Below are 22,562 nucleotides of genomic sequence, written 5' to 3'. Positions count from 1 at the left end.
TTAACTGACTGGCATTACCCAATCTTTGGGGCGCTTTTATTTTTCTAGCGGTTAAACCGTGAAGCGGTCAACCAATTCATACAGCTCGTTAGCTCGATGATTGAGCTCTTGGCTACCTGTGCGGTTTTCGTTAGCTAGCTCTGCTGATTGAGAGCTTTGGTCTGAAATCACCACAATGCGTTGCGAGATCTCTTGTCCGACTAAGCTTTGCTCTTCTGTGGCGGTGGCAATCAATGAGTTCATATCCATGATGGTGCCAATGGAGTTCTGAATTTTTATTAGCGCTTGCGCCGCAGCGTTGGCTTCTTCAACTGTGCTCGCTCCGCGTTTCTGACTCGACTCCATGGCTTTAACTGCATCATCAGAAGCCGCTTTGAGTTGATTAATCATTTGATGAATCTCACCCGTGCTGTCTTGAGTTCGACTGGCCAGTTTTCTCACTTCGTCCGCTACCACTGCAAAGCCGCGACCTTGTTCACCTGCACGTGCCGCCTCAATCGCTGCATTGAGAGCCAATAAGTTGGTTTGTTCGGCAATATCTTGAATCACTTCAAGTGAAGATGAAATATTTTGTACGTCACCCTCTAAGCGGGAAATAACGCTGTTGGCTTGCGATACTTCTTCTGCCAAAGCCTGAACTGATTGAGCGGCTGAGTTAACAATACCTTGCGCTTCTTTCGCGTTGTCATCAGCCTCTTTTGCTGAGTCTGCTGCTTGACTGGCGTTGTTGGAAATCTCACTCGCGGTCGTGGTCATCTCAGTCATGGCTGTGGCAACTTGTTCTGTCTCTTCGCGTTGCCCTGAAGCGAGTTCATCTACTTTGGCGGCGCGCATAGACATGTTGTTTGTTTCGGCAACAACTTGCTGGCCGACGTCACTGACGCTACGAATAATCGTCTGTAGGCTGGCCACAAAGGCGTTAAAGTTCTTACTCAGTTGGGAGAATTCTGGTGCCTTGAAGTCATCCATACGTGCCGTTAGGTCAGCATCACCACTGGCGAATGAGTTAATGGATGCATCAAACATTTCCAGTGGGCGCATAATGGTTTTGTTGACCGCAACGGCAAATATCGCAACCAGAACCGCAATGACAATACAAAAAATCATGATTGCAGTTAGGGTGGTATTTAAAGCATTGGTGGTGTCAGATTCCATTTTCGCGACCACGGCATCGACATCATCAGTGTAGAAACCCGTACCTAGCACTAGATCCCACTCCGGCACATATATCGAATAGCTAAGTTTAGGCAAAGCTTCCGTTTCGCCCGGCTTCGGGAAGTAGTAAGTCGTGAAATCACCGGTTTTAGAGTTACGAATCAAGTCTTGAACCAGATAGTTACCTTGCTTGTCTTGCAGGTTCCAAAAGCTGTCGCCAATGCCTGCCTCGCTTTTACCTACCGCAATGCGTACCCCTTTTGAGTCGTAGCTAAAAATGTAGCCAGACTCGCCAAATTCTAGAGCTCGAATGGTAGGAAGCGCTTCACTAATATCAGCGCCTTTGTCGAGGAAAGGCTGAATCGAAGATTGTGCCATTTGCAGGTAATTTTTAAGCTCCGCTTTCTTCATATTGATAAGGTTAGCGCGGGTAACTTCTAGTTGCTGATTATTGAGCTCGGTGGTTTTCATGTAGGTAAAACTTAACATACCGATTGCAATGATTAGCAGTGGAACCAGTGCCAAAATATAAAGGCGGCTACGAATAGTAAGACTCATACAAACATCCTGTTCTAGTAATAATTGTGTCTCCGCTTCGCGACATACTAGGGTACGTTAACTAGGCTTCGAACTTATTATTTGGAATCGTTCATGTAGACCAAAAGTTTATCTATTAAGATTAGACAATTTATCGGCCGAGGAATGTGAATCTTGATGTGTTTACAGGTCTTGCGTGTTAGACATTAGTCCAATCTAGAGAAAGCATTGATCTTTTTCGCATTCCCAGTCAGTAACTTAGATATCTTGTATCGATCATTGGTAAATGTTAGATAGGCCCAGTCCGCCATCGGTCGGATAAGTGGTTATCGTAACGGTGCATACAGCCAACCTTTCCCACGAGTTTCCATGCTGCGTCGAGCGCATCTAAACCAAGTGACAGAGAATTTTGAGTGTCTAATCCGTGAGGAATATAGGAGTCTAATCGTCACTTAGATAAGTGTGCCAATTTTGCGCAACGTTGCTGTAATTGAATACGCAAAAATCTTTTCGCTCGGCGAGGTAGTCATTTTCGACTTCATCGAGCAGATCCTGATGTTTTTCTGGATCGCTGCCATAGACGAGGCACAGCGTTGAAAAATAACGCTGTAAATCAAAGCTGTGTTCATCAATGTATTCGCCAAAATCGTAATAGTCGGGTCTATCTTCAGACTCAAAAGCAAACATATCTGCTGCGCTAATTGCTGCATCGTCACCATTGTCAACATATTCAATCATGATCATGGCGGCAAAGTTATCAACGGCATCTTCTTCTTTGCCGAGTATCGGTATTTTCTGGTCTGCGATGTAGGCATGCCCAGCTTCGTGGAGCAAGGTGTGAAGTAGCGTATCCATAGCCCCTGACTGTGCGGATTTGCCATATTTTTCGTCATATTTGTTGTGTTTAAAATAGTCCAACGCCTGTTGGTAAAATTGATAGGGTATCTGCACTAGATGTTGGTCGGGATCGTATAGAGGGCCTTGTTCGCTGCCATATTCTATGGTTAGCGTTTGACGGTAGGGAAAGCGATTGTTAGCAAGCTCAATCATTGTTTGATTGACGCCACTCTGCTCGATGCTTGTTTTGATGTCCGCTTCAGCCTGAGATTTTGCTGTGAGATAGCGAATCACTATTTTGTCAGAGGCGAAAGCTGGGATGGTGAATACCGCCAGAATCGGCAGCAACAGTAAGCGAGAGCGTATAGACATAGCGTATTGACCCTTTACATAGATTGCCTAAGTTAATAGTGACATAAAGTTTGGCTTTTGACTTGCTGTACTTCTTTCATGCAAGGACTAGCAAAGTAATTCTAATAATATTCACTAACCACAACAGTTTTGGTTTGATTATAATTAGGGCAGTGAGTGGGCTTGTGCTACACTCGCCGCCCTTTCCGTTTCTAATATGAGTGTAACCATGAGCCTTAAGCAAGAACTACAAAATATCAATAACCGTCTCGATAGCTGCAAACGCAAACTAGAGGCAGCCAAAGGCCGTGGTGACCAAGATATGATCACTAAATTTACTGATGATATTGCAAAGCTGACTAAAAAGGCGAACTCGATGAAGCACAAACAGAGTTACGATATTAACAAAGAGCGTAAGAGCCTGTTAGATATGCCGTTTTCTCGTGAGATAACCAAAGCAGAACAAGCGGATATGGGCAAGTTAAAAAAATCAGTGAAAGGGTTAGTGGTTGTTCACCCAATGACGAAGTTGGGTAAAGAGCTGCAACTCAAAGTGATGACAGGATACGCGCCGAAGAAGTTTTAATCGCCCAATGATAGATTTGAAAAGAGCCAGTAGCATAAGTTACTGGCTCTTTTTGTTTATCGTATGCTCAATGAGTTAGTAACCCATCAATTGCAACAAGTTCTCGGCGGTCTTAATCGCTTCTTTTCGATTGGCGATATTGAGCTTTTGATACAAGTTACGAATGTGCGTTTTGATGGTTGTGCCCGCAACATCCAGTTCTTGCGCAATTTGTTCGTTGCTAAAACCTGAATAAATCAGACCAAGTACCTGCCACTCACGCTGTGTGAGTGGACTGGTGCGCACCAATTCAGGAATGTTTGGATGATTAACCAGCTTTTCGACAAATTCCTCATCAAAATGGACAGAGCTACTGCGCTGATTGGTGGAGATGTCTTTAAGAAGCTGTTGGGCTCGGTGGCGCTCTAAGTCGCCCAGTTCACCTTTCTGGTTGAGCTTCTCAAGAATATGACCAATTTTGCTTCCATCGACTAGGAAGTTACCTAACATGCCAGTTTGGTTGGTGAGCTCCAGTGCACGTTTTAAATACTCGCTTGCACTAGCTTCATCACCTTGTTCAGTTGCCAATACGGTTTGAACGATTAAATTTCGGTTGGTATCGGTCAGTAGTTCATTGTGTTTGGCTTGCTGCTGCAAGAACGCGAGCGTTTCAGCAGCGTCGGCGTATTGCTCCAATGCGATTTGAGCACGAGCAATATTACGCCATTGAAGTTGCGTAAAGTGGTTACAGGCGCTATGCGGGCGAACGGTCGTGTCCAACCACTGCTGGATGGTGTCTAAGTCGCTCTTAGCTTGCCAAAATAGGATCAATGACAAAGATGCATTGGCTGTCCAGTCGACGTGATAGGTCGACTGTTTGAGCAAATGAGCAATATGTTCAATGAATTTACCCGCTTTATCCAGCTCACCTCGGCCTATGGCAATTCGAGCCAACATTGAGTAACAGTGTAAGTGCTTACTTGGGCTATGATCGCCTAAAACATGGAGTCCTTTGTAAGCGCAATCTTCGGCTTCATCCAGTCGATTCCAACACCATAAGATTTGGGCGCGAACGCGGAGCAAGAATTCATGCAGAGGCACTTGCTGAAGTTGATGCTCTTCGATCAACTTGAAAGCGTTATCCTGAACTTCGTATGCGGCTTGTACATACCCTTGAGCAATTAAGATCTCACTTTGTTGCAACATTGCCCACAGCGCTTGATGGTATACCTGATATTGACGCGCCAATTTTTCTGTCTGCTGCATCATAGGCAGTGCGCGGCTTAAATGACCAAGAACATGGTTGACTTCACCAACCACAGATGTTGCCACGATGCGGCTGCGATAAACCGTGTTGTCTAACTGACTGAGCGCCAATTCGGCGAGTTCAAGTGCTTTTTCGGGTTCGTTCTGGTTAATCGCGACCTGTGCTCTTAGTGCGTTGAATTCGCCTTGTTCTTTGGCGCTGAGTACAACGTTGAAATGTGTCATCTGCTCATCGGCTTTTGACAGCAACTCACCCACTTCGTTGTATCGATGCTGACTTTGCGCTAACCAAGCTTGCAGCATGCACAGTTTAGGTTCGCTATAAAGCTGTTGTGACGAGAGAGAATTAATCGCTTTTTCGAGTGTTCTCAGTTCTCCACCATTAAACATCTTCCAACCATACTGGCTCAAAATATCCGCAGTGAGTTGGTTGTTGTTGCCTTCTTGAGCATGGCGTAGCGCTTGATGAGGCGCAGCAAGATTTAGCCAAGCTTTTGCCGCGATCTGATGTAGCTGCTTTTCTTGCTGTGGGATGCGGGCGGTGCGCTCATGGGCTAAGAAGTCAGCAAAAAGATTATGGAAGCGATACCAGTTTTGTTCGCCTTCCAGTGGGTGGATAAATAGACCAAAACGATTAAGTGACTCAATCATGTTTAACGCATCTTCACGCTGGGTTAGCTCGCTCACAAGCTGGTCATTGAAATGATCTAGCACAGAACATTGCAGCAGGAATAAACGTGTTTCTTTGTCTAATAGATCAAAAACCTCTTCACCCAAGTAGTCCCATAAATGCGCATGGTTAAATTGCGAAAATGACTCAGCAGATTGAGCCAATGTTTTGTGCTGATGTTGAGCTTGCAAGGCGATAAGTTGCAACGCCGATGGCCAACCTTCTACATAATTGCGTAGATTGTCTGCGGTTATATCATCAATCCCGTCAGCAACGCGCTGGTTAAAGAAGCGTGTGGTTTCTTCGGTATCAAACGCTAATAGGTCATCACCAATTTCTATCATCAGATCGCGCACACGTAGGTTGGCGGTACCAAGAGGCGGAGCCGCTCTACTTGTCACGACTAAAGTGACGTTATCAGGCATGTGTTTGAGGAAAAAACGCATCGCTTCGTGAATCTCATCATCTGCAATCAGGTGATAATCATCCAGTACCAAGTAGCATTCTTGGTGGAAATTAGACATCTCTGTGAACACTTCACCAAATAGAGAATGCAATGAAGAGAACTGGCGTTTTTCCGCTAGTTTTTGCGAATTTGGGCAACTGCCGTCTGTCGCCTTGTTCAAGGCTTGCAGCATGTAGTTGATAAAGCGAAATGAATCGTTGTCGCTTTCATCAATGCTATACCAGCCAACGTGAGATTTGTCTGACAGCCACTGTGCAGCCATCGTGGTTTTTCCATAGCCAGCTGGTGAGCGAAACAGTACCAACTTATAAAACGGCGCCTGTTGAAGCAGGTCTAGCACCCTAGGTCGCACGATGGCGTTATGCAAGCGTGCTGGGCGAGTCAATTTAGAAGGAATCCACATGTTTTTAATCCCTATGCTATGGCCTATTGGATCATAGGACGATGTGCATCCAATTAAACCGGATGCAGCTGTGCATATATTGTTCTATTAAGCTTATTGGCAAGGATGTTACTTGAGAATTAAGCCCGCAGTTATTGATCAACGGCCGGTTTTTCGCGCATTTCACATTTTGATACCAACTACGCCCCAATTGTGTGACGAGTGTCACTTAATGGTCGGGTTTGTAGACTCATATGAGCGAATGATTGCACCAAAAGGTGTGCAATTTTCATATTATAGTCATTCTTATTGTGATCGAGTATGCATATTGTTCAATTGTTTGTATCCGAAAACACATATCTTTAATACATCAGTTATAAGGTAATTAAGTTGATGGTGTGATCCCTATCAACCGAGTGCGGGTGATGTCGAATTTAAATGAGAGTTAGATCACTGAGCCCTTGGCATTACGCCCTCTACGCCCTATGCCCTCCTCCCAAAATGCGGTGTGGTTAGGAGGATGTTTTGCTGTTCATGCCAATGCACGATATGGCACAGATGGATTTGAACCAATAAGTGAGATTTCTCTAATGAAACCTACGCAACAGAAAAATTTTGATAAAGCGACATTTCAAGCTGATGTGAAAATGCACCTTTCAGCGACGTATGCTAAGACTGAAGAAACAGCGACTCCTCGTGAGTGGTATCTTGCTATGGGTAAAGCGCTTGCTGAACTCACAACGCTGGATCTGCTGAAAACTGAGCAAGATCCAAAAATCAAAAACGCCAAAAGTGTTAACTACCTCTCGCTAGAGTTCTTGATTGGCCGCCTAACAGGCAACAACCTGATCAGCTTAGGTTTATATGATCAAATCACTGACGCGATGGCAGAGTTAGGCCAAAACCTAACAGACCTGTTAGAAGAAGAGCGCGATCCTTCATTGGGTAACGGTGGTTTGGGTCGTTTGGCTGCGTGTTTTATGGATTCATGTGCTGCGCAAGAATTCCCGACGGTCGGTTACGGCCTGCACTATGAATACGGACTGTTTAAGCAATCATTCCAAGATGGCCGCCAAAAAGAAGCACCAGACGCTTGGCGTGGTGTGGAAGGTTATCCGTGGGAAGTGGCTCGTCCGAAATTGGCACAAGAAATTGGCTTCTATGGCCATGTCGAAGTGACATACGAAAACGGCAAAGAAGTGCGTAAATGGGTTCCGGGTATGTCAGTAAGAGCGATGCCTTGGGATCTACCTATTGTCGGCTACGAGTCAAACACTGTATATCCGCTACGTTTGTGGGAATGTCAGGCGATTGCGCCATTCTCGCTAGAGAGCTTCAACAACGGCGATTACTTTGAAGCGCAACACGCTTTGATTGATGCCGGTAACATTACTAAAGTTCTTTACCCGAATGACAACCACGAGAAAGGCAAGACTCTGCGCCTAATGCAGCAGTACTTCCACTCAGCGGCTTCGGTACGCGATATTTTACGTCGTCACGAAGATGCAGGTTTTGCACTGGCTGATTTGCCTAAGCAAGAAACTATTCAGCTTAACGATACGCACCCAACTATTGCGATTCCAGAGCTAATGCGCATTCTGATCGATGAGAAAGGTCTTTCTTGGGATAAAGCGTGGGAAATCAGTGCGAACACATTCGCCTACACCAACCATACGCTACTTCCAGAAGCACTAGAAACTTGGCCAGAATCGCTTATCCAGCGTTTACTTCCTCGTCACATGGAAATTATCTTTGAAATCAACCACCGTTTCTTGCAAGAAGTTCGTAAGATGTGGCCGGGTGACGGTGAGAAACAAGCTAAGTTGTCTATCATCCAAGAAGGTTTCCATCGCATGGTGCGCATGGCTAACCTTTGTGTGATTGGCTCATACAAAGTGAATGGCGTAGCAGCACTTCACTCTGAGCTGGTTAAGAAAGACTTGTTCCCTGAGTTCAATGAAATCTTCCCAGGTAAACTGACCAATGTGACTAACGGTATTACTCCTCGTCGCTGGTTGAAATTCTGTAACCCAGGTCTATCTCAATTGATTACTGATAAGATCGGTAGTGAGTGGCCAGCAAAATTAGAGCAGCTTGAAGGTATTGCTAAGTTTGCAACTGACGCGAAATTCCAACAAGAATTCATGGCAGTGAAGAAACAGAACAAAGAGCGTTTGGCGAAATGGGTCAAAGACAACATGGGTATCGAACTCGATACTAATGCAATCTTCGACGTGCAAATCAAACGTCTACACGAGTACAAGCGTCAGCACCTAGATTTACTGCATATCTTGTCTCTATACCACCGCATTCTTAATGAACCTGGTTTTGAGTGTACGCCTCGCGTATGTTTCTTCGCTGCAAAAGCGGCACCAGGCTACCACCTAGCGAAAGAGATCATCTTCGCAATCAACAAGGTGGCAGAGAAAGTGAACAATGACCCACGCATCGGCAACAAACTGAAAGTGGTATTTATCCCTGATTACCGCGTTAGCATGGCGGAAATCATCATCCCAGCTGCTGATGTGTCACAGCAGATCTCTCTAGCGGGTAAAGAAGCGTCTGGTACAGGTAACATGAAGATGGCTCTGAACGGCGCGTTGACCATCGGTACTATGGATGGCGCAAACGTTGAGATTCGTGAAGAGGTTGGTGATGACAACATCTACATCTTTGGTCTAGACGTTGATGGTGTTCAAGCGGTTAAGGCGCAAGGTTACAACCCTTACGACTACTACCATGCCGATCCATTGCTAAAAGCGTCGCTAGACTTACTGCTGACTGATGAGTTCACACCAGGTCAACCAGGTCTACTACGCGCGACGTACGATAGCTTATTGGATGGTGGTGACCCATACCTATGTTTGGCTGATTTTGCTTCGTATGTTCAAGCACATGAAGATATGGGTAAACAGTATCAAGAGCAAGCGGGTTGGGCGCAGAAAGCGATTCTCAATACCGCCCTAGTCGGCAAGTTCACCTCTGACCGCTCGATCAGAGACTATGTGAACAACATTTGGAAATTAGAAGCCGTTAAGCGCTGATTGAAATAAAAAAAAGCCAAGGCGATTCGCCTTGGCTCTACTCTTTATAATGATTTAACAACCCTACATTTTGAAGGTATTAGCAGTCCTTCGGAGAGAGCGATGAAACAACAAAACGCATTAAAACAAGTCGCTGAAATGGCGAGAATTGCCGACAGCTACGTTAGCGCGTGGGGAGATGAAGCCAAAGTTGAAGACGAAACAATTCGTCACTTACTTGCGTCTTTAGGCTATGACACGACAAATGATGAGACTCTTCTGGCTTCCGCTGAGAAAAAACACAAGAAAGATGTGTTGGATCCAGTGTTGGTTGTTCGTGACGGTGAACCAGTGGAAGTATCCCTGAACCTCGGTTCAAGCGCTCGCGAAAGTGAGTTCAGCTGGCGTCTAGACACTGAACAAGGAGAGGTACTTGAAGGCTATCTTCAGTCGCAAATCGTACGTGATGAGCGTAAAGAGGGTGGCCCTTTAGTGTTTGCATTACCGAGAGATATTGCTTGGGGTTACCACAAGCTGACTATCACTCGTAAGCGTCGCAAAGCCCCTTATGAGATGACCTTGATTGTGACACCACAAGCGTGTTTCAAACAAGATGGTATCCTCAATGGCAAAAAAATGTGGGGCCCGAGTGTTCAGCTCTACACTCTACGTACACAACATAACTGGGGTATCGGTGACTTTGGTGACCTGAAGCAGCTAGTAGCAGATATTGCATCACGCGGAGGCGACTTTGTTGGTCTAAACCCGATTCATTCACTGTTCCCAGCCAACCCAGAGGGCGCAAGTCCATATAGCCCTTCATCGCGTCGTTGGTTGAACATCATGTATATCGATGTGAGTTCAGTACCAGAGTTTGCATTGAGCATTGAAGCTCAGCAAAAAGTAGGCAGTGCAGAGTTCCAGCAGCGTCTGCAAAAAGCACGTGAATCACATTGGGTGAACTACACCGAAGTCGCGAACTTAAAAATGAGCGTGCTGCCACAGCTGTTTGCTGAGTTTAAGAAACGCCATCTAGAAAAGAACTCTGAGCGTGCACAAGCGTTCTTGGCATTCGTTGAAGAAGGCGGTGAAAGCTTAGTTCATCAGGCGGCATTTGATGCGCTGCATGCCAAATTGCATGCTGAAGATTCGAATGTTTGGGGTTGGCCTGTTTTCCCGCAAGAGTATCGCAAGTTCGACAACAGCGCGGTACAAAGTTTTATTGAGAAAAACCAAGACCAAGTGCACTTATACATGTACTTGCAGTGGATCGCCGATACACAAATCAAAGAAGCTCAAGCTCTGGCTGAAGAGAAAGGCATGTCGGTTGGCCTATACCGCGATTTAGCTGTGGGCGTTGCTGATTCAGGTTCAGAAACTTGGGCCGATAACGGCAACCTAGTGATGGACGCAAGCATTGGCGCGCCACCAGATATCCTAGGCCCACTAGGTCAAAACTGGGGTCTGCCACCATTAAACCCTCAAGTGCTTCAAGCGACGAGTTACGACGCCTACATCAAGCTATTGCGTGCGAACATGAAGCACTGTGGCGCTTTGCGTATTGACCACGTGCTAGGTTTACTGCGTTTGTGGTGGATTCCGAGAGGTGAAAACGCAACCAAAGGTGCGTACATCTACTACCCAGTTGAAGATATGCTGGCAATTCTAGCGCTTGAGTCACATCGCCATCAGTGTAGTGTCATTGGTGAAGATTTAGGCACAGTGCCCGACGAAATCGTTGATATCTTACGTGATGCAGGTGTGCATTCGTACAAGGTATTCTTCTTCGAAACATCAGAAGAAGACGGTGGCTTTATCTCACCAGTTCACTATGCACCGCAGTCAATGTCGGCGCTGTGTACCCACGATATGCCAACATTACGTGGTTTCTGGCACTGTGACGATCTTAAGTTGGGCGAAGAGTTAGGTTTGTATCCTGATCCTGAGCAGCTAAAAGGTCTGTTTGCTGACCGTCTAGAGTGTAAACAAGGCATTCTAGATTCAGTGGCATGGCACGGTTATCTACCTGAAGGTGTTGGCCGCGATGCCCAATATGTGCCTATGGATTCGTACCTTGCCGAAGCGCTACAGCTTCATGTTGCCGCGGGTGCTTCGACGCTGCTGAGCGTTCAGCTTGAAGATTGGCTAGAGATGGATAAACCGGTCAACATTCCTGGCACGGTAAACGAATATCCGAACTGGCGACGTAAACTGTCGATGAACCTTGATGAAGTGTTCGCTCAGGAAGGGGTAAATCGTATTGCTCAAAAGCTCACCGAAGTAAGAGCTAAAGTAAGCAAATAGTGAACTCGTTACAGGCGGTACATGGAAAATTTACGGTTACATCACTCTATGTAGAGCCGGAATTCGGTAAACTGCAAAAACGCTAATTAAGCCCGCTGCCTAGCGGGCTTTTTAGGTCATAGACCTGTAAATAATACAACCGAACCATTTCGGAATTTGAAAGTTAGGTTAGGGAGAGAGGCAACTTGAAAAAAACAACGTTAGATAAGGCGACACAGAGTTATAACCGACTTTCACACGCTACGTTTGCTGACCCATTTTCCTTTATCGGCCCGTTTATTGACCCAAAGCACGGATCGCTGCGGGTATGGATGCCGGGGGCAGATAAAGTTGAGTTAGTGATTGACCATGAGCGTATAGAGCTAGATCGCGAAGACGCATCGGGCTTTATCCTTAAGCAATTCCAAGATCTTCACTTAACTCATTACTTGCTGGCCGTGGATTGGAATGGCACTGAACAACTGATTGATGACCCTTATCAGTATCACAACATTTACGCTGAATACGACGATCTGCATACACCAAAAGAAATGTACAAGCACATGGGCGCTCAGTTTATTACGCTTGAGCGAGGTGGTAAGCAGATCTCAGGAACGCGATTCCTTGTTTATGCACCGCATGCATCGGCTTGTAGCCTAGTCGGCGAATTCAACCAGTGGGATGGACGTCGTACCCCAATGCAACGTCTCGACTACGGTATCTGGGGAATATTTATTCCGAATCTTGCTGAAGGCACTCAGTACAAGTTTGAGCTAAAAGGCCCGAACGGCGAGGGTTTACCGCACAAAGCGGATCCATGGGGTGCTTACGCTGAGCAGTACCCATCATTTGCCTCGGTGACTTATGATCACAACCGCTATCAGTGGCAAGATAGCCAGTGGCAAAACCGCGCAGTGACAGAAAAGCGTAAAGAAGCACTCTCTTTCTATGAACTCCATGCGGGTTCGTGGCGACGAGCGGCCAACGGTGATTTTCTCAACTACCGCGAGTTGGCTGAGCAGCTAATTCCTTACCTTGTCGATATGGGCTACACGCATATTGAGTTGATGCCAGTATCAGAGCACCCATTCTACGGCTCTTGGGGTTATCAGCCTGTTGGTCTGTTTGCACCCACCAGCCGCTTCGGTACACCTGATGACTTTAAATATTTTGTTGATCAATGCCACCAAGCCGGTCTTGGCGTGGTATTAGATTGGGTGCCAGCGCACTTCCCATCTGATGACCACGGCTTAGCCAACTTTGATGGTACGCCACTGTTCCATGACCCGGACCCACGTCGCGGCTGGCACCAAGATTGGAACTCCTATATTTACGATCTTGGTCGTGAACACGTTCGTCGCTTCTTAGTCTCGAATGCGCTGTATTGGTTCGAGCAGTTCCATATTGATGGTATCCGCGTTGATGCTGTTGCTTCAATGCTATACCTCGATTACTCGCGCAGTCACGATCAATGGGTACCTAACATCGATGGTGGCAATGAAAACTACGATGCAATCGCGACCCTAAAATGGATGAATGAGGAAGTGTACAAGTACTTCCCGAATGCGATGACCATTGCTGAAGAGTCAACCGCTTTTCCTGGTGTCTCGGCGCCAACCTTTATGGGCGGTTTAGGCTTTGGTTTTAAATGGAATATGGGCTGGATGCACGATTCACTCTCTTACATCCAACAAGACCCTGTGCATCGTAAGTACCATCACAATACCGTTACTTTCCCGTTGGTTTATGCTCACAGCGAAAACTACGTGTTGTCACTTTCTCATGACGAAGTGGTGTACGGCAAAGGCTCTATCCACAATAAGATGCCGGGTGATGAGTGGCAACAAACGGCGAACTTACGTGCTTATTTAGGCTACATGTATGCTCAGCCGGGCAAGAAGCTTAATTTTATGGGCACGGAATTCGGCCAAACTGCAGAGTGGAATCACGATGATCAACTGCAATGGTTCTTGCTTGATTTTGAACGTCACCAAGGTGTTCAAGCACTAACGCGTGACTTGAATCATCTATATCGTAATGAAAAAGCGATGCATGAACTTGATTGTGAACCGCGAGGCTTTGAGTGGCGCTTACAAGATGCAGATGAAGCATCTATCTTGGCTCATGAGCGTTTGAGTGACAGTGGTGAGCGCATTCTCGTCGTGACCAACTTCACGCCAGTACCACATGAATCGTTTAGACTCGGTGTACCCCACAAAGGCACTTATCAGTTGCTGCTCAATTCTGATGATGAGAAGTACAGCGGCAGTGGGTTTGAGGTGTTTGATTCGGTCAAGACGGAAGCGGTCGAAAGTGAAGGGCTAGAACAGTCTATACACTTAAGATTGCCACCACTGGCAACGGTGTTTTATAAGCTAAGTTAACCTTTACACAAGCCCAGCCGTCGCTGGGCTTTTTATTGCAGGATAGATACGCTTTCCTCGCGTTTGGCTGGCAAAACTACTGATAGTTGGGCAGTTGTGCTCTTAATCCTTCAAACGTGTTACGTGCACTCTCTTTGGCGAGTTTATTGGCCAACCAATCGGGTAGAGCACCACCGGGATCTGCGTAGGCAATGTATTCAATCAAAGTATTTCCTGTGTTAAGTTTTTGCAGTGTCCACGTCGCTTTGACTGCCGTAATCCGAATGTAGCCCTCTTGCTCGGGTAAACTGGCTGGTGGCGCATCCTGAATGTCGAGCGTAAAGCCAATATCGTCGATTTTATAGCGAGAATAAGTGACCATATCTCGGTCTTTAGCTGGCCAAGGTGCGGAAAACTGGGTGTAAACGATATTTTCAGACTCAGATATTTTTCTGATCACACGACTGTGGCTGACGTTATCTATCCAGTTGGGTACGTTTTCCGTATCTTCGAGCAGCGCAAGAAAGGCGTTATAGCTGGTTGGGGCAAACATTCTTGCTCTGATTTCGACTAAACCGTCACTGTGCTCGCGAGAGTAGATGGTAATGCCATTCTCATCACTCTCAAACTTCCAGTTAGCCACAGGCTTAGCTGACGAAAAACTCGCCGTGCATATGGCGAAGACAACAATACTTTTCCCTAAGTGTGTCATGGTCAAAATCCTAAGCATCCTCAACTTATTCTACATGACGTTGAAACTAATGGGAGATTCGGCCACGGAGAGATTTAGTTTGAGACTTAATGTTTTTGCTCTTTAAACGCCGCTCTTTCGAGGCACGAGTGGGTTTTGTTGCACGGCGTTTCTTTTGCACCACCATCGCGGATTGAATCAGCTCGGCTAATCGATTAAGTGCATCTTCTTTGTTTTGCTCTTGAGTCCGAAACTGCTGCGCCTTAATTGTAATCACGCCGTCTTTTGATATGCGGGAGTCGCTTAATGCCAACAACCGCTCTTTATATACACTCGGCAAACTGGAGTGCTTGATATCAAACTGCAGATGAATGGCACTGGAGACTTTATTGACGTTTTGTCCGCCAGCGCCTTGGGCACGAATTGCCGTGAGTTGAATTTCCCACGATTGCAGCGTGACTGTGTTTGAGATTTTTAGCATGCTGTTAGAGCGAGTTAATTAATGAACACTCTATTCTAACCTCACTGAAACTCTTCGCCATGATTTTCAAGCTTTTTATGTCCGCACTCTTGGCATACTACGTAGCGATCAATCAGTTCTATAGACGCAAGTGCCGGCCCAACCGCTACGCCCGCTAAAAAGCCCGACAGAAATTCTTTGAATTTTTCCTTGCGACTCTTGCCATACTTTGACGGTTTCTGTTTGATGAGTTCTTTGTGCTCGGTCTCTTTGCCACACTTTTCGCAATATTGAATAGCCATCTTAGTTGTCACTTGTTGTTATTAGTTTAGGCTCAAAAATACCACACAATAATGCAACTAGATTTATATTTTAGTCACAGTTTCTGGCTTTTAATTTTTGATTTTTCAAGGTGTTGGCACCGGTTTTTGCCAGATTATTTCTAAGGCAAGCGGCAGCGCACGAATAGATGGGTACCATCGTTTACTCGAACACATGCTCACTTAAGCACCAATAACCGATAATAATCAATATTGATACTGGCATTCATCCATATGTGCACTAGTTTTATAAAGCTACATAGATCGCTCAAGGAGGTAGCATGCAAATGAATCCGGTAGGTTGGTTTGAAATTTATGTTGATGATATGCCGCGCGCAAAAGCCTTTTATGAGGCCGTGTTGCAGACGTCATTAGAGCAGCTTGATTATGACGCAAAAATGAATCTCGAGATGTGGTTGTTTCCGTCGTCAATGGAACAATACGGAGCCGCTGGTGCGCTGGCTAAAATGGAAGGCGTTTCGGCAGGAGGAAACAGCACGCTAGTTTATTTCTCGTGCCAAGATTGTGCCAATGAGCAATCCAGAGTTGAAGCCGCGGGTGGCAAAGTGATGCAACCTAAATTTGCTATCGGTCAGTATGGTTTTATCTCTATTGCAGCTGATACCGAAGGCAACATGATCGGCTTTCACTCTATGAGCTGAGAAAATTAGCCCCCGCGACAGGGGGCTAGTCGTTCTATCTAAATTAGCGTTGCGGCAGTTTGCTCACCCATTGCGATGAGTTTGTCTAAGATCTTTTCACCATCGGCACGCAACCCATTGTGCTCATACTCATTGGTAATCCACGCCTTGGCATTCGGGATCATTGTCAGTGTTTCGCGGCTAATATCCATCTCAACGAACATGTCATCCGCATAGACCGCGCAACTTACGGGCACCTTGTTGCTGGCTAACTGCTTGGCATCGTACAAGGCTGACCAATCTTGCTTGCTGGCGATTAACTCCGCCGCCTGTTTTAGTGGTTGCAGCGTTTGGTATTGGTCGAACATCCAAGGGAACACCATTTCGCCAGTGAAATAGAAAGGCTTGCTCTTATCGTAGTTGAAAGCATCATGCTCTTGTCTTACTCGGTGCGCACTCCAGTTGGAGGCGAAGCCTTGGCAATAAATCGACTCATGCAACAGAGCATAAATAGGATTGGTCTGAAAGCCTTGCTCGAACAACATGCTATTAAGAAATTCATAGCGTAACTGGGGTTTGCCATTGACTTCAATCAGCGCGTTTTCTAACGCGTAGTAAGTGGGTAGAAAGGTATCACTTACGCCAAAATTAATCCCAATCTGTTGGAACTGTTCAACGGTAAAGCGTTGGCCGTTGGGCAGAAATTCTTCATGCTCAAGCAGGTGATCGGCGATTTGTTTACACAGTTGTTGTGCTTTCGGAAACTGTTGGAAAAACGCTTGGTTCTTATCCATTGTGCGCTTAAATGTGGCGTGATAAACATCATCAGGATGACGAGATATCGAAGGTACGCCACCGGTGATATAGCTGCGTGACAGGCTTTCAGGGAAAAGAGACAGATAAGTCAGTGAACAAAACCCCCCAAAGCTTTGTCCGAGAATAGACCACTGCTTAACGCCGAATTCTTCACGGATAAATTCCGCATCACGGACGATATTGTCGGCGCGAAAATGACTCAGATATTGCGCTTGCTCTTCCGAAGATAGGTGCGCCAACGTCTGGTGAGAGATGACGCTACTGTTACCTGTTCCCCTCTGATCGAGCAGTAGCACGCGATACTCTTGCAATGCGCGTGTTACCCAACCACTGTTTCCGTTCTGGCGTGGGGAAGGAAACCCAGGGCCACCCTGAAAGTACACTAACCAAGGTTTTGTGCTGTCGCCATCGGCGCTTAGGGACAGTTCACGCGCAAAAACGGTGATCTTGCCTTGGCTGAGATCGGAATAATCTAACGGAACCTGAAAATAGTGTGGCGTGTATTTGACACCGGCATCAATAAACGGTTGAGCATTGTTCATAATAATAGTTACATCCGTGACGTTAAGTGGCGCTATCTTAGCGTGTTGCTCAAGGTATACCAATGTTAGTTTCGCTGAGTGAGTTCTCAGTAGTAGAGAAAATAACTGTCAGTGAACTGAGCCGCTGGTGGTTAGCACTTCTGGGAAACAACTCTCCTTGAGCAATAGTGAGACAAGTCGACAAATCTCGCTTACATCGCTTTGTTTCGTCAATTTTAGCGGTTAAGTTGAATCACAAACACAATGATTCTCGCATAAGGCTCAACGATGAATATTCCCCATAACGCTCTTATTCACTCTTATCTTGACGGTGCTTACTTCGCTGACACACACAACATTGAGTTGCCTTATCAAGGTGAAAGTGCGTTAGAGATCTACATTACGACAATGAAAAAGACACCTAATTGGGTCAATACCTTAATGGATGTGCGTAATCGTATTGTGTCCAAACTTGGACTGAAGCACTTAGGTAGCTTGGCGGATGTGGATAAGGATAAGGCGCTTGATGACTATCAGGTAGGGGATCAAATCGGTATTTTCTCTATCGTGAGTATAGAGCCCAATGAACTGGTGGTCGAAGATTGCGATAAACATCTCAATGTTAGGCTCTCTTTTCTCATCGTGCCTAAAGGCGATCGCATGGTGCTGCATGCCACTACTGTGGTTGATGTAAAGAACACCTTGGGTAAAGTGTATATGTTCTTCGTTGCCCCAGTTCACAGACGGATTGTCCCAACGTCTCTTAAAACCTTATTGCCAGCGTAGATTAGGAGGCTTGTTCGAATAATTCGAACGAGAGGCTCTAATCTTCCCGCTCATATTCTTTTCAGTGATGAGTAGACTGGCATTATTCCTTGAAGGAGCCAGAACATTGGGAGACAACATGAGTGCAACCAGACAAATCAATCAAATTATCCGCGTCCAACCAACCTCAGATGGCGATGGCGTGAAAATACAGCGAGTTGCTGGGTTTAATAACGCACAGTTTTCTCCGTTTCTGATGGTTGATGAGCTGAAATCTGATCAACGCGCCGATTATGTTGGCGGATTTCCTCCTCATCCGCATCGCGGTATCGAAACGCTGACGTATATGCTTAAGGGCCATTTTCAACATAGAGACCATATGGGGAATGTTGGAGAGCTAAGAAGCGGTGGCGCGCAATGGATGGCAGCGGGGCGCGGTGTTATTCACAGTGAAATGCCGATCATGGAGCAGGGGGATTTGCATGGCTTTCAGATTTGGATAAACCAACCAGCGCGAGACAAGATGAAACCTGCGAAGTATCACGACTTCCAGCCAGAAACGATCACGGAATACAGCAATGAAGAGCTGGGTTTAGTACGAGTACTTGCCGGTAGTATTAGCGCCAATGAACAGCCGCTTAAAGGCCCGTTAAATGATACTGGCGTCGAACTCAGTGTCTCTGATTGGCGTTCAGATAAAGGCCATTTCCTTAACCTGAGTGCACCTGAGCAGTTCAATATGATGGTATTGATTTACAAAGGTTCGGTACGAGTAGGGGAGCGTGAGGTTAAACAAGGTGAATTGGCGCTGCTGACTAAAGGTGAGCGAGTCGAACTCAATGCCCTAGAGCCAAGTGGGTTGCTGATTTTCGCTGGTGAGCCGATTAATGAGCCTGTGGTTCACTATGGTCCATTTGTCATGAACAGTATGGCTGAAATCGAACAAACGATTAACGACTATAACGCTGGTGTTTTCGAAACATACTAGATTGATTTATCGAACGATTTTTTGAAGCTCGATTTGGGCTTCATTCAACACAAAACGAACAATCCACTGCCAGTTCATGTTGTTTTGCCACACTCTTGAGTGTGGCTTTTTTCGTTTTAGCTATAACAAATCTGGGTGTGTGCAATATCGTTCAATAACTCTGTTTTATCTCGCGCTACTTTGGTTTACCGATAAAGGAGGACGAAATGAACAGTTTAGTTATTGCGATGTTGGCGTTTGCATTTGTTGGAGCGGCAACCCCAGGCCCGGTAAACTTATTGGCGACCGCTACGGCGGTTCAGCGTGGCAGCACAGAAGCACTAAAGTTGGTGCTTGGCGCTTCCATTGCCTACGCTCTGGTTGTGCTGATTTCTGGCGCTATGGTGCATCAAGTCGTTGCATTTATTCCTCGCTTAGAGAGCGCGCTTAAGTGGATTGGCAGTGCGTTTTTGCTCTATCTTGCTTATCAAATCTTTACTGCCTCTGTGGCAGATTACCAACGACAGAAAACAATGACTTCGGGCTGGTGGATAGGTTCACTAACCCAATTACTCAACCCGAAAGCTTGGCTGGTCGCGATGTCGGGCGTGAGCCTATATGTGGTTGGGCAAAGTGATTCCGAACATTGGTTGTGGGTCTTTACCTTGGTTTCGTTAATGTGCTGCATTGTCGGCGTTGGACTATGGGCGCTCACTGGGCGAGCGTTTGCAAAGTATCTGGCAGAGCCATATAAACAGCGCACATTTAATCGAATGATGGCGATTACTTTGGCGGCATCTGTTAGCATGATTTGGCTATAGTGTTATGAACCCATCACGCGCAAGGAGCGGCGCATGAAAAAAGACATCAGTGCCAACTTTAAACAAAGTACAGTACTGCCGTGGATAGAGATGCGAATCGCCAGCCAAAGTACGGCGTGCTACCAAGCTCATTCCCATGATGAGTTTTCGTTTGGCATTATCGAGCAAGGTAAGGCTAATTATCGTAACCATAAGACAACCCACCATATTGGCAAAGGGGACATAGTGACGATCAATCCAGCCGATGTTCACTCTTGCAACCCTGAAGCGGGAACTTGGTCTTATAGCATGCTATTTGTCGATACCGAGCAGATGGGACGAGTGCAGCAAGAAGTGATTGGACAATCTCATCTAGGCTATAGCGCCGACTATACTCCATTTCGCAATGCCCTTGAGCGTAATGAGCGTATCAAAAGTCGCTATTTATCACTGTTCCAAGGTTTACAAAACGAAGCTAGCGAACTTGAAGTGTACACGCGACTGTATGACTTTATCGAAGCTGTTCACGGACAAACGCCACTGAGTAATAAGCCGTTACCCTCATCATCGCTAAAACGAGTACAGGAAAAATTACTCGATGATGTTAGCCGCACCCCTCACTTGGAACACTTGGCCAAAGAAGCGCAAATGAGCCGATACCAACTCCTAAGAGCGTTCAAGCATTACTATGGTTTACCCCCTCACGCCTATCTAATGGATGAGAAAATAAAGCGCGCGAAGGTGATGCTGAAATCAGGGCAAGAGATCGCCGATGTGGCATTAGAACTAGGATTTGCTGACCAAGCCCACTTCCAACGCCAGTTTAAAAAGAAGATTGCCGTCACGCCTAAATTTTACCAGTCTCATTTTGTGGATTGAGATGCTAATTAGTTCTAGCAAACTAAATTGGAAACTTATTCGGGATAAATTATAGGTGTGCTGTGGAAAATAAGAATTTTTACAGCCCGCGATATCCCACAGGCTGTTACAGAGTACACATGTAGAGCTCATTGAGCGCGCTCTAGGTGAAAAGCTGTCCAGTCGTCACTAAAGCTCAATTTTCTTCAAGGTTTCCTCTAAATCGTTTTGTTCGGTTGCTAATCGTTCTTTCAACTGTATTCCCTCTTTGGATAACGGGGCTAATTTTTCTAATTTCTTAAGTTGAGTTGTAGCTAGTACTAAGTTTTGGCTTTCCAATAGGAACTCAATATATGTTTCTAGGTAAATTCTGAAGTCTTCAGGTTCTGTATTTGAGTGCTCAATGGCTTTTAGTATATAAGGTTCCGCTTCTAAATAGCGTCCATTTTTTATTAGGAAGTTAGCGTAGTTGTTGTTTGCACAGTCATCATTGCTATTTTTTTCAAGCGACTTTAAATAGTAGTTTTCTGCCTCCTCTAGTTTTCCCTGTTCAGCAAATAACTCGGCTAGATTTACCATCGGTATAATATCATTAGTTAACTTCATCGCTGATTGGTAATGCTCAAATGCCAATTCATAGTCTTTCAATTCCTTAAGATGATTGGCAAAGTTATTGTGTAGTTCGTACGAGTTTGGCAAGTTGTTGATAGCATTTTTATACATGCTAGTTATTTTGTCTTTGTCTTGTTCTTGGTCAATTCTAATCTGCCAATCCACCCAGTCTCTTTTTACGCCAGTTGCCGAGCCATCTTCTTGAAGTTTTTCTCTTATGCCATCAGAGCTCTCCTTAAATAGTTTTAATGTTTCTTGATCTAAAGTGGACAACATTTTTTGTGTATTTCTTGCAACTAAAGATTTTTGGTCATGCCTGTTGTAGCCCCATACTTTTCCTATCTCGAACATCAATTGGTCAAAGCCTGGTGTCGCTACTAGGACCCCTTGGTGTTTATCCATTAATGTGGGTATATCCCCGTTAGGTTTCCCATCTGGTTCGTAGTAACACCAAAATGGTCGGCCGCTAATATCGTTTGTTGCTAGGCTGTTGAGGAAATTCATCAAACTTCCGTCGTTTCCACCATATCCGATAAAAACAGGTGTGTAGAAACGAAATATGCTTTTAAGTGCGTCCACCCAATCCGTCTTAAGCTCACCAACACCATCTTCGTCATTAATAGGATCTGTAAACAGATCTCGGTGAATCTTGGCAATCATAGGGCGACGAGACATTGGTTTAAGGTAACTTGCAAGACTCTCGTGCCCAATAACCAATGGGGTCTTACCACCGTAAATATACATAGAATCCGCTACCAAATTGTCAAAGTTGGTTGTCACAACCATGTTGTGGCGATCTTGTGCAAGAATCCAAGCCAATACTGCGTAACCAAAGCTAGGACTGCCTTGCTCGATTGCTTTTTCCAGCTCAGCATATCCAGATTCATGATCACCTTCAAAACAGCAACTAAATATTTGTGGATAGTGAGTTGCGAGGTTATCGTAATCCCAGTCTTCAATGTCTAGTGGATTATTTTTAAGCCACTCCAAGTAGTTGCTCTCCTCACCGTTTTGAGATCGTCGGAAGATAATTTTCATCCATTCTGTTGCAAGTCGGGCTGCGCCTTTTACTTTGGATTCAATAGAGGCTCCGGCACCCAAGATAAAAACAAATCGCCTATCTGGCATAGTTTCGTGGATACGTTTTAGTTCATCTAAAAAGCCGTTTAGTGACCATTCTTGTTCTTTACCCATGTTTGCCTCTGAAAATTAT

General features: G+C 45.6%; 17 protein-coding genes. 9 read left to right on the top strand and 8 right to left on the bottom strand.

The genetic code is table 11. The features are described from left to right. Positions 1 to 51: 51 nt before the first annotated feature. Together TW81_RS15030 and TW81_RS15025 are read right to left on the bottom strand one after the other, a co-directional pair. Positions 52 to 1,713 (bottom strand): methyl-accepting chemotaxis protein, encoded by a 1,662-nt coding sequence (locus tag TW81_RS15030; RefSeq protein ID WP_045956552.1) that lies wholly within the window; start codon positions 1,711 to 1,713, stop codon positions 52 to 54. Positions 1,714 to 2,133: 420 nt separating this feature from the next. Continuing rightward, on the bottom strand, positions 2,134 to 2,901 hold the full coding sequence (locus TW81_RS15025) for a DUF4344 domain-containing metallopeptidase (protein ID WP_045956551.1): 768 nt from the start codon (positions 2,899 to 2,901) through the stop codon (positions 2,134 to 2,136). Between the two features lie 208 nt (positions 2,902 to 3,109). Between TW81_RS15025 and TW81_RS15020 the strand changes: the two genes are divergently transcribed. Next, positions 3,110 to 3,466: a YibL family ribosome-associated protein gene (locus TW81_RS15020; RefSeq protein WP_045956550.1), complete on the top strand. Its 357-nt coding sequence runs from the start codon at positions 3,110 to 3,112 to the stop codon at positions 3,464 to 3,466. Between the two features lie 75 nt (positions 3,467 to 3,541). On the opposite strand, the gene malT is transcribed toward TW81_RS15020, so the two are convergent. Continuing rightward, positions 3,542 to 6,250, bottom strand: a complete 2,709-nt coding sequence (gene malT / locus TW81_RS15015) for an HTH-type transcriptional regulator MalT (RefSeq protein WP_045956549.1) — start codon at positions 6,248 to 6,250, stop codon at positions 3,542 to 3,544. A 569-nt stretch (positions 6,251 to 6,819) separates the two neighbouring features. Between malT and TW81_RS15010 the strand changes: the two genes are divergently transcribed. The 3 genes from TW81_RS15010 to glgB all read left to right on the top strand — a co-directional run bounded on the left by TW81_RS15010 (position 6,820) and on the right by glgB (position 13,919). Beyond that, complete coding sequence (locus tag TW81_RS15010) at positions 6,820 to 9,273, top strand: glycogen/starch/alpha-glucan phosphorylase (protein ID WP_045956548.1); 2,454 nt, start codon at positions 6,820 to 6,822, stop codon at positions 9,271 to 9,273. A 102-nt stretch (positions 9,274 to 9,375) separates the two neighbouring features. Next, a complete protein-coding gene (malQ, locus tag TW81_RS15005; protein WP_045956547.1) occupies positions 9,376 to 11,556 on the top strand; it encodes a 4-alpha-glucanotransferase in 2,181 nt (726 codons plus the stop codon). Between the two features lie 185 nt (positions 11,557 to 11,741). Then, complete coding sequence (gene glgB, locus TW81_RS15000; protein ID WP_045956546.1) at positions 11,742 to 13,919, top strand: 1,4-alpha-glucan branching protein GlgB; 2,178 nt, start codon at positions 11,742 to 11,744, stop codon at positions 13,917 to 13,919. 76 nt (positions 13,920 to 13,995) lie between these two features. Here glgB and TW81_RS14995 read toward each other — a convergent pair whose 3' ends face one another. From TW81_RS14995 to TW81_RS14985, 3 genes are read right to left on the bottom strand one after another with little or no spacing between them, the layout of a single operon-like run. Further along, entirely contained in the window at positions 13,996 to 14,610 is a 615-nt protein-coding gene (locus TW81_RS14995; RefSeq protein WP_045956545.1) for an START domain-containing protein, read from the bottom strand. Positions 14,611 to 14,656: 46 nt separating this feature from the next. Continuing rightward, entirely contained in the window at positions 14,657 to 15,070 is a 414-nt protein-coding gene (arfB, locus tag TW81_RS14990) for an alternative ribosome rescue aminoacyl-tRNA hydrolase ArfB (RefSeq protein ID WP_045956544.1), read from the bottom strand. A 41-nt stretch (positions 15,071 to 15,111) separates the two neighbouring features. After that, on the bottom strand, positions 15,112 to 15,351 hold the full coding sequence (locus TW81_RS14985; RefSeq protein WP_045956543.1) for a hypothetical protein: 240 nt from the start codon (positions 15,349 to 15,351) through the stop codon (positions 15,112 to 15,114). 299 nt (positions 15,352 to 15,650) lie between these two features. Between TW81_RS14985 and TW81_RS14980 the strand changes: the two genes are divergently transcribed. Further along, positions 15,651 to 16,031, top strand: coding sequence for a VOC family protein (locus tag TW81_RS14980; RefSeq protein WP_045956542.1), 381 nt, complete (start codon positions 15,651 to 15,653; stop codon positions 16,029 to 16,031). Between the two features lie 38 nt (positions 16,032 to 16,069). Here TW81_RS14980 and TW81_RS14975 read toward each other — a convergent pair whose 3' ends face one another. Next, positions 16,070 to 17,368, bottom strand: coding sequence for an alpha/beta fold hydrolase (locus tag TW81_RS14975; RefSeq protein WP_045956541.1), 1,299 nt, complete (start codon positions 17,366 to 17,368; stop codon positions 16,070 to 16,072). A gap of 267 nt (positions 17,369 to 17,635) precedes the next feature. On the opposite strand from TW81_RS14975, the gene TW81_RS14970 reads away from it, so the two are divergent. The 4 genes from TW81_RS14970 (at position 17,636) to TW81_RS14955 (ending at position 20,758) form a co-directional block, all read left to right on the top strand. Then, on the top strand, positions 17,636 to 18,133 hold the full coding sequence (locus TW81_RS14970) for a DUF2867 domain-containing protein (protein ID WP_045956540.1): 498 nt from the start codon (positions 17,636 to 17,638) through the stop codon (positions 18,131 to 18,133). A gap of 118 nt (positions 18,134 to 18,251) precedes the next feature. Next, complete coding sequence (locus TW81_RS14965; protein ID WP_045956539.1) at positions 18,252 to 19,100, top strand: pirin family protein; 849 nt, start codon at positions 18,252 to 18,254, stop codon at positions 19,098 to 19,100. A 206-nt stretch (positions 19,101 to 19,306) separates the two neighbouring features. Beyond that, the gene (locus tag TW81_RS14960; protein WP_045956538.1) at positions 19,307 to 19,900 is read left to right on the top strand and encodes a LysE family translocator; all 594 of its coding nucleotides are present in this window, start codon (positions 19,307 to 19,309) and stop codon (positions 19,898 to 19,900) included. A 33-nt stretch (positions 19,901 to 19,933) separates the two neighbouring features. After that, the gene (locus TW81_RS14955; RefSeq protein WP_045956537.1) at positions 19,934 to 20,758 is read left to right on the top strand and encodes an AraC family transcriptional regulator; all 825 of its coding nucleotides are present in this window, start codon (positions 19,934 to 19,936) and stop codon (positions 20,756 to 20,758) included. Between the two features lie 168 nt (positions 20,759 to 20,926). On the opposite strand, the gene TW81_RS14950 is transcribed toward TW81_RS14955, so the two are convergent. Continuing rightward, the gene (locus tag TW81_RS14950) at positions 20,927 to 22,543 is read right to left on the bottom strand and encodes a tetratricopeptide repeat protein (RefSeq protein ID WP_045956536.1); all 1,617 of its coding nucleotides are present in this window, start codon (positions 22,541 to 22,543) and stop codon (positions 20,927 to 20,929) included. Positions 22,544 to 22,562: the final 19 nt, after the last annotated feature.

Origin of the sequence: Vibrio galatheae, assembly GCF_000967545.1 — a bacterium.
GTDB classification, from domain to species: domain Bacteria; phylum Pseudomonadota; class Gammaproteobacteria; order Enterobacterales; family Vibrionaceae; genus Vibrio; species Vibrio galatheae.
The sequence above is the reverse complement of the archived record's forward strand: the minus strand, read 5'-3'. Positions and strand labels throughout refer to the sequence as shown.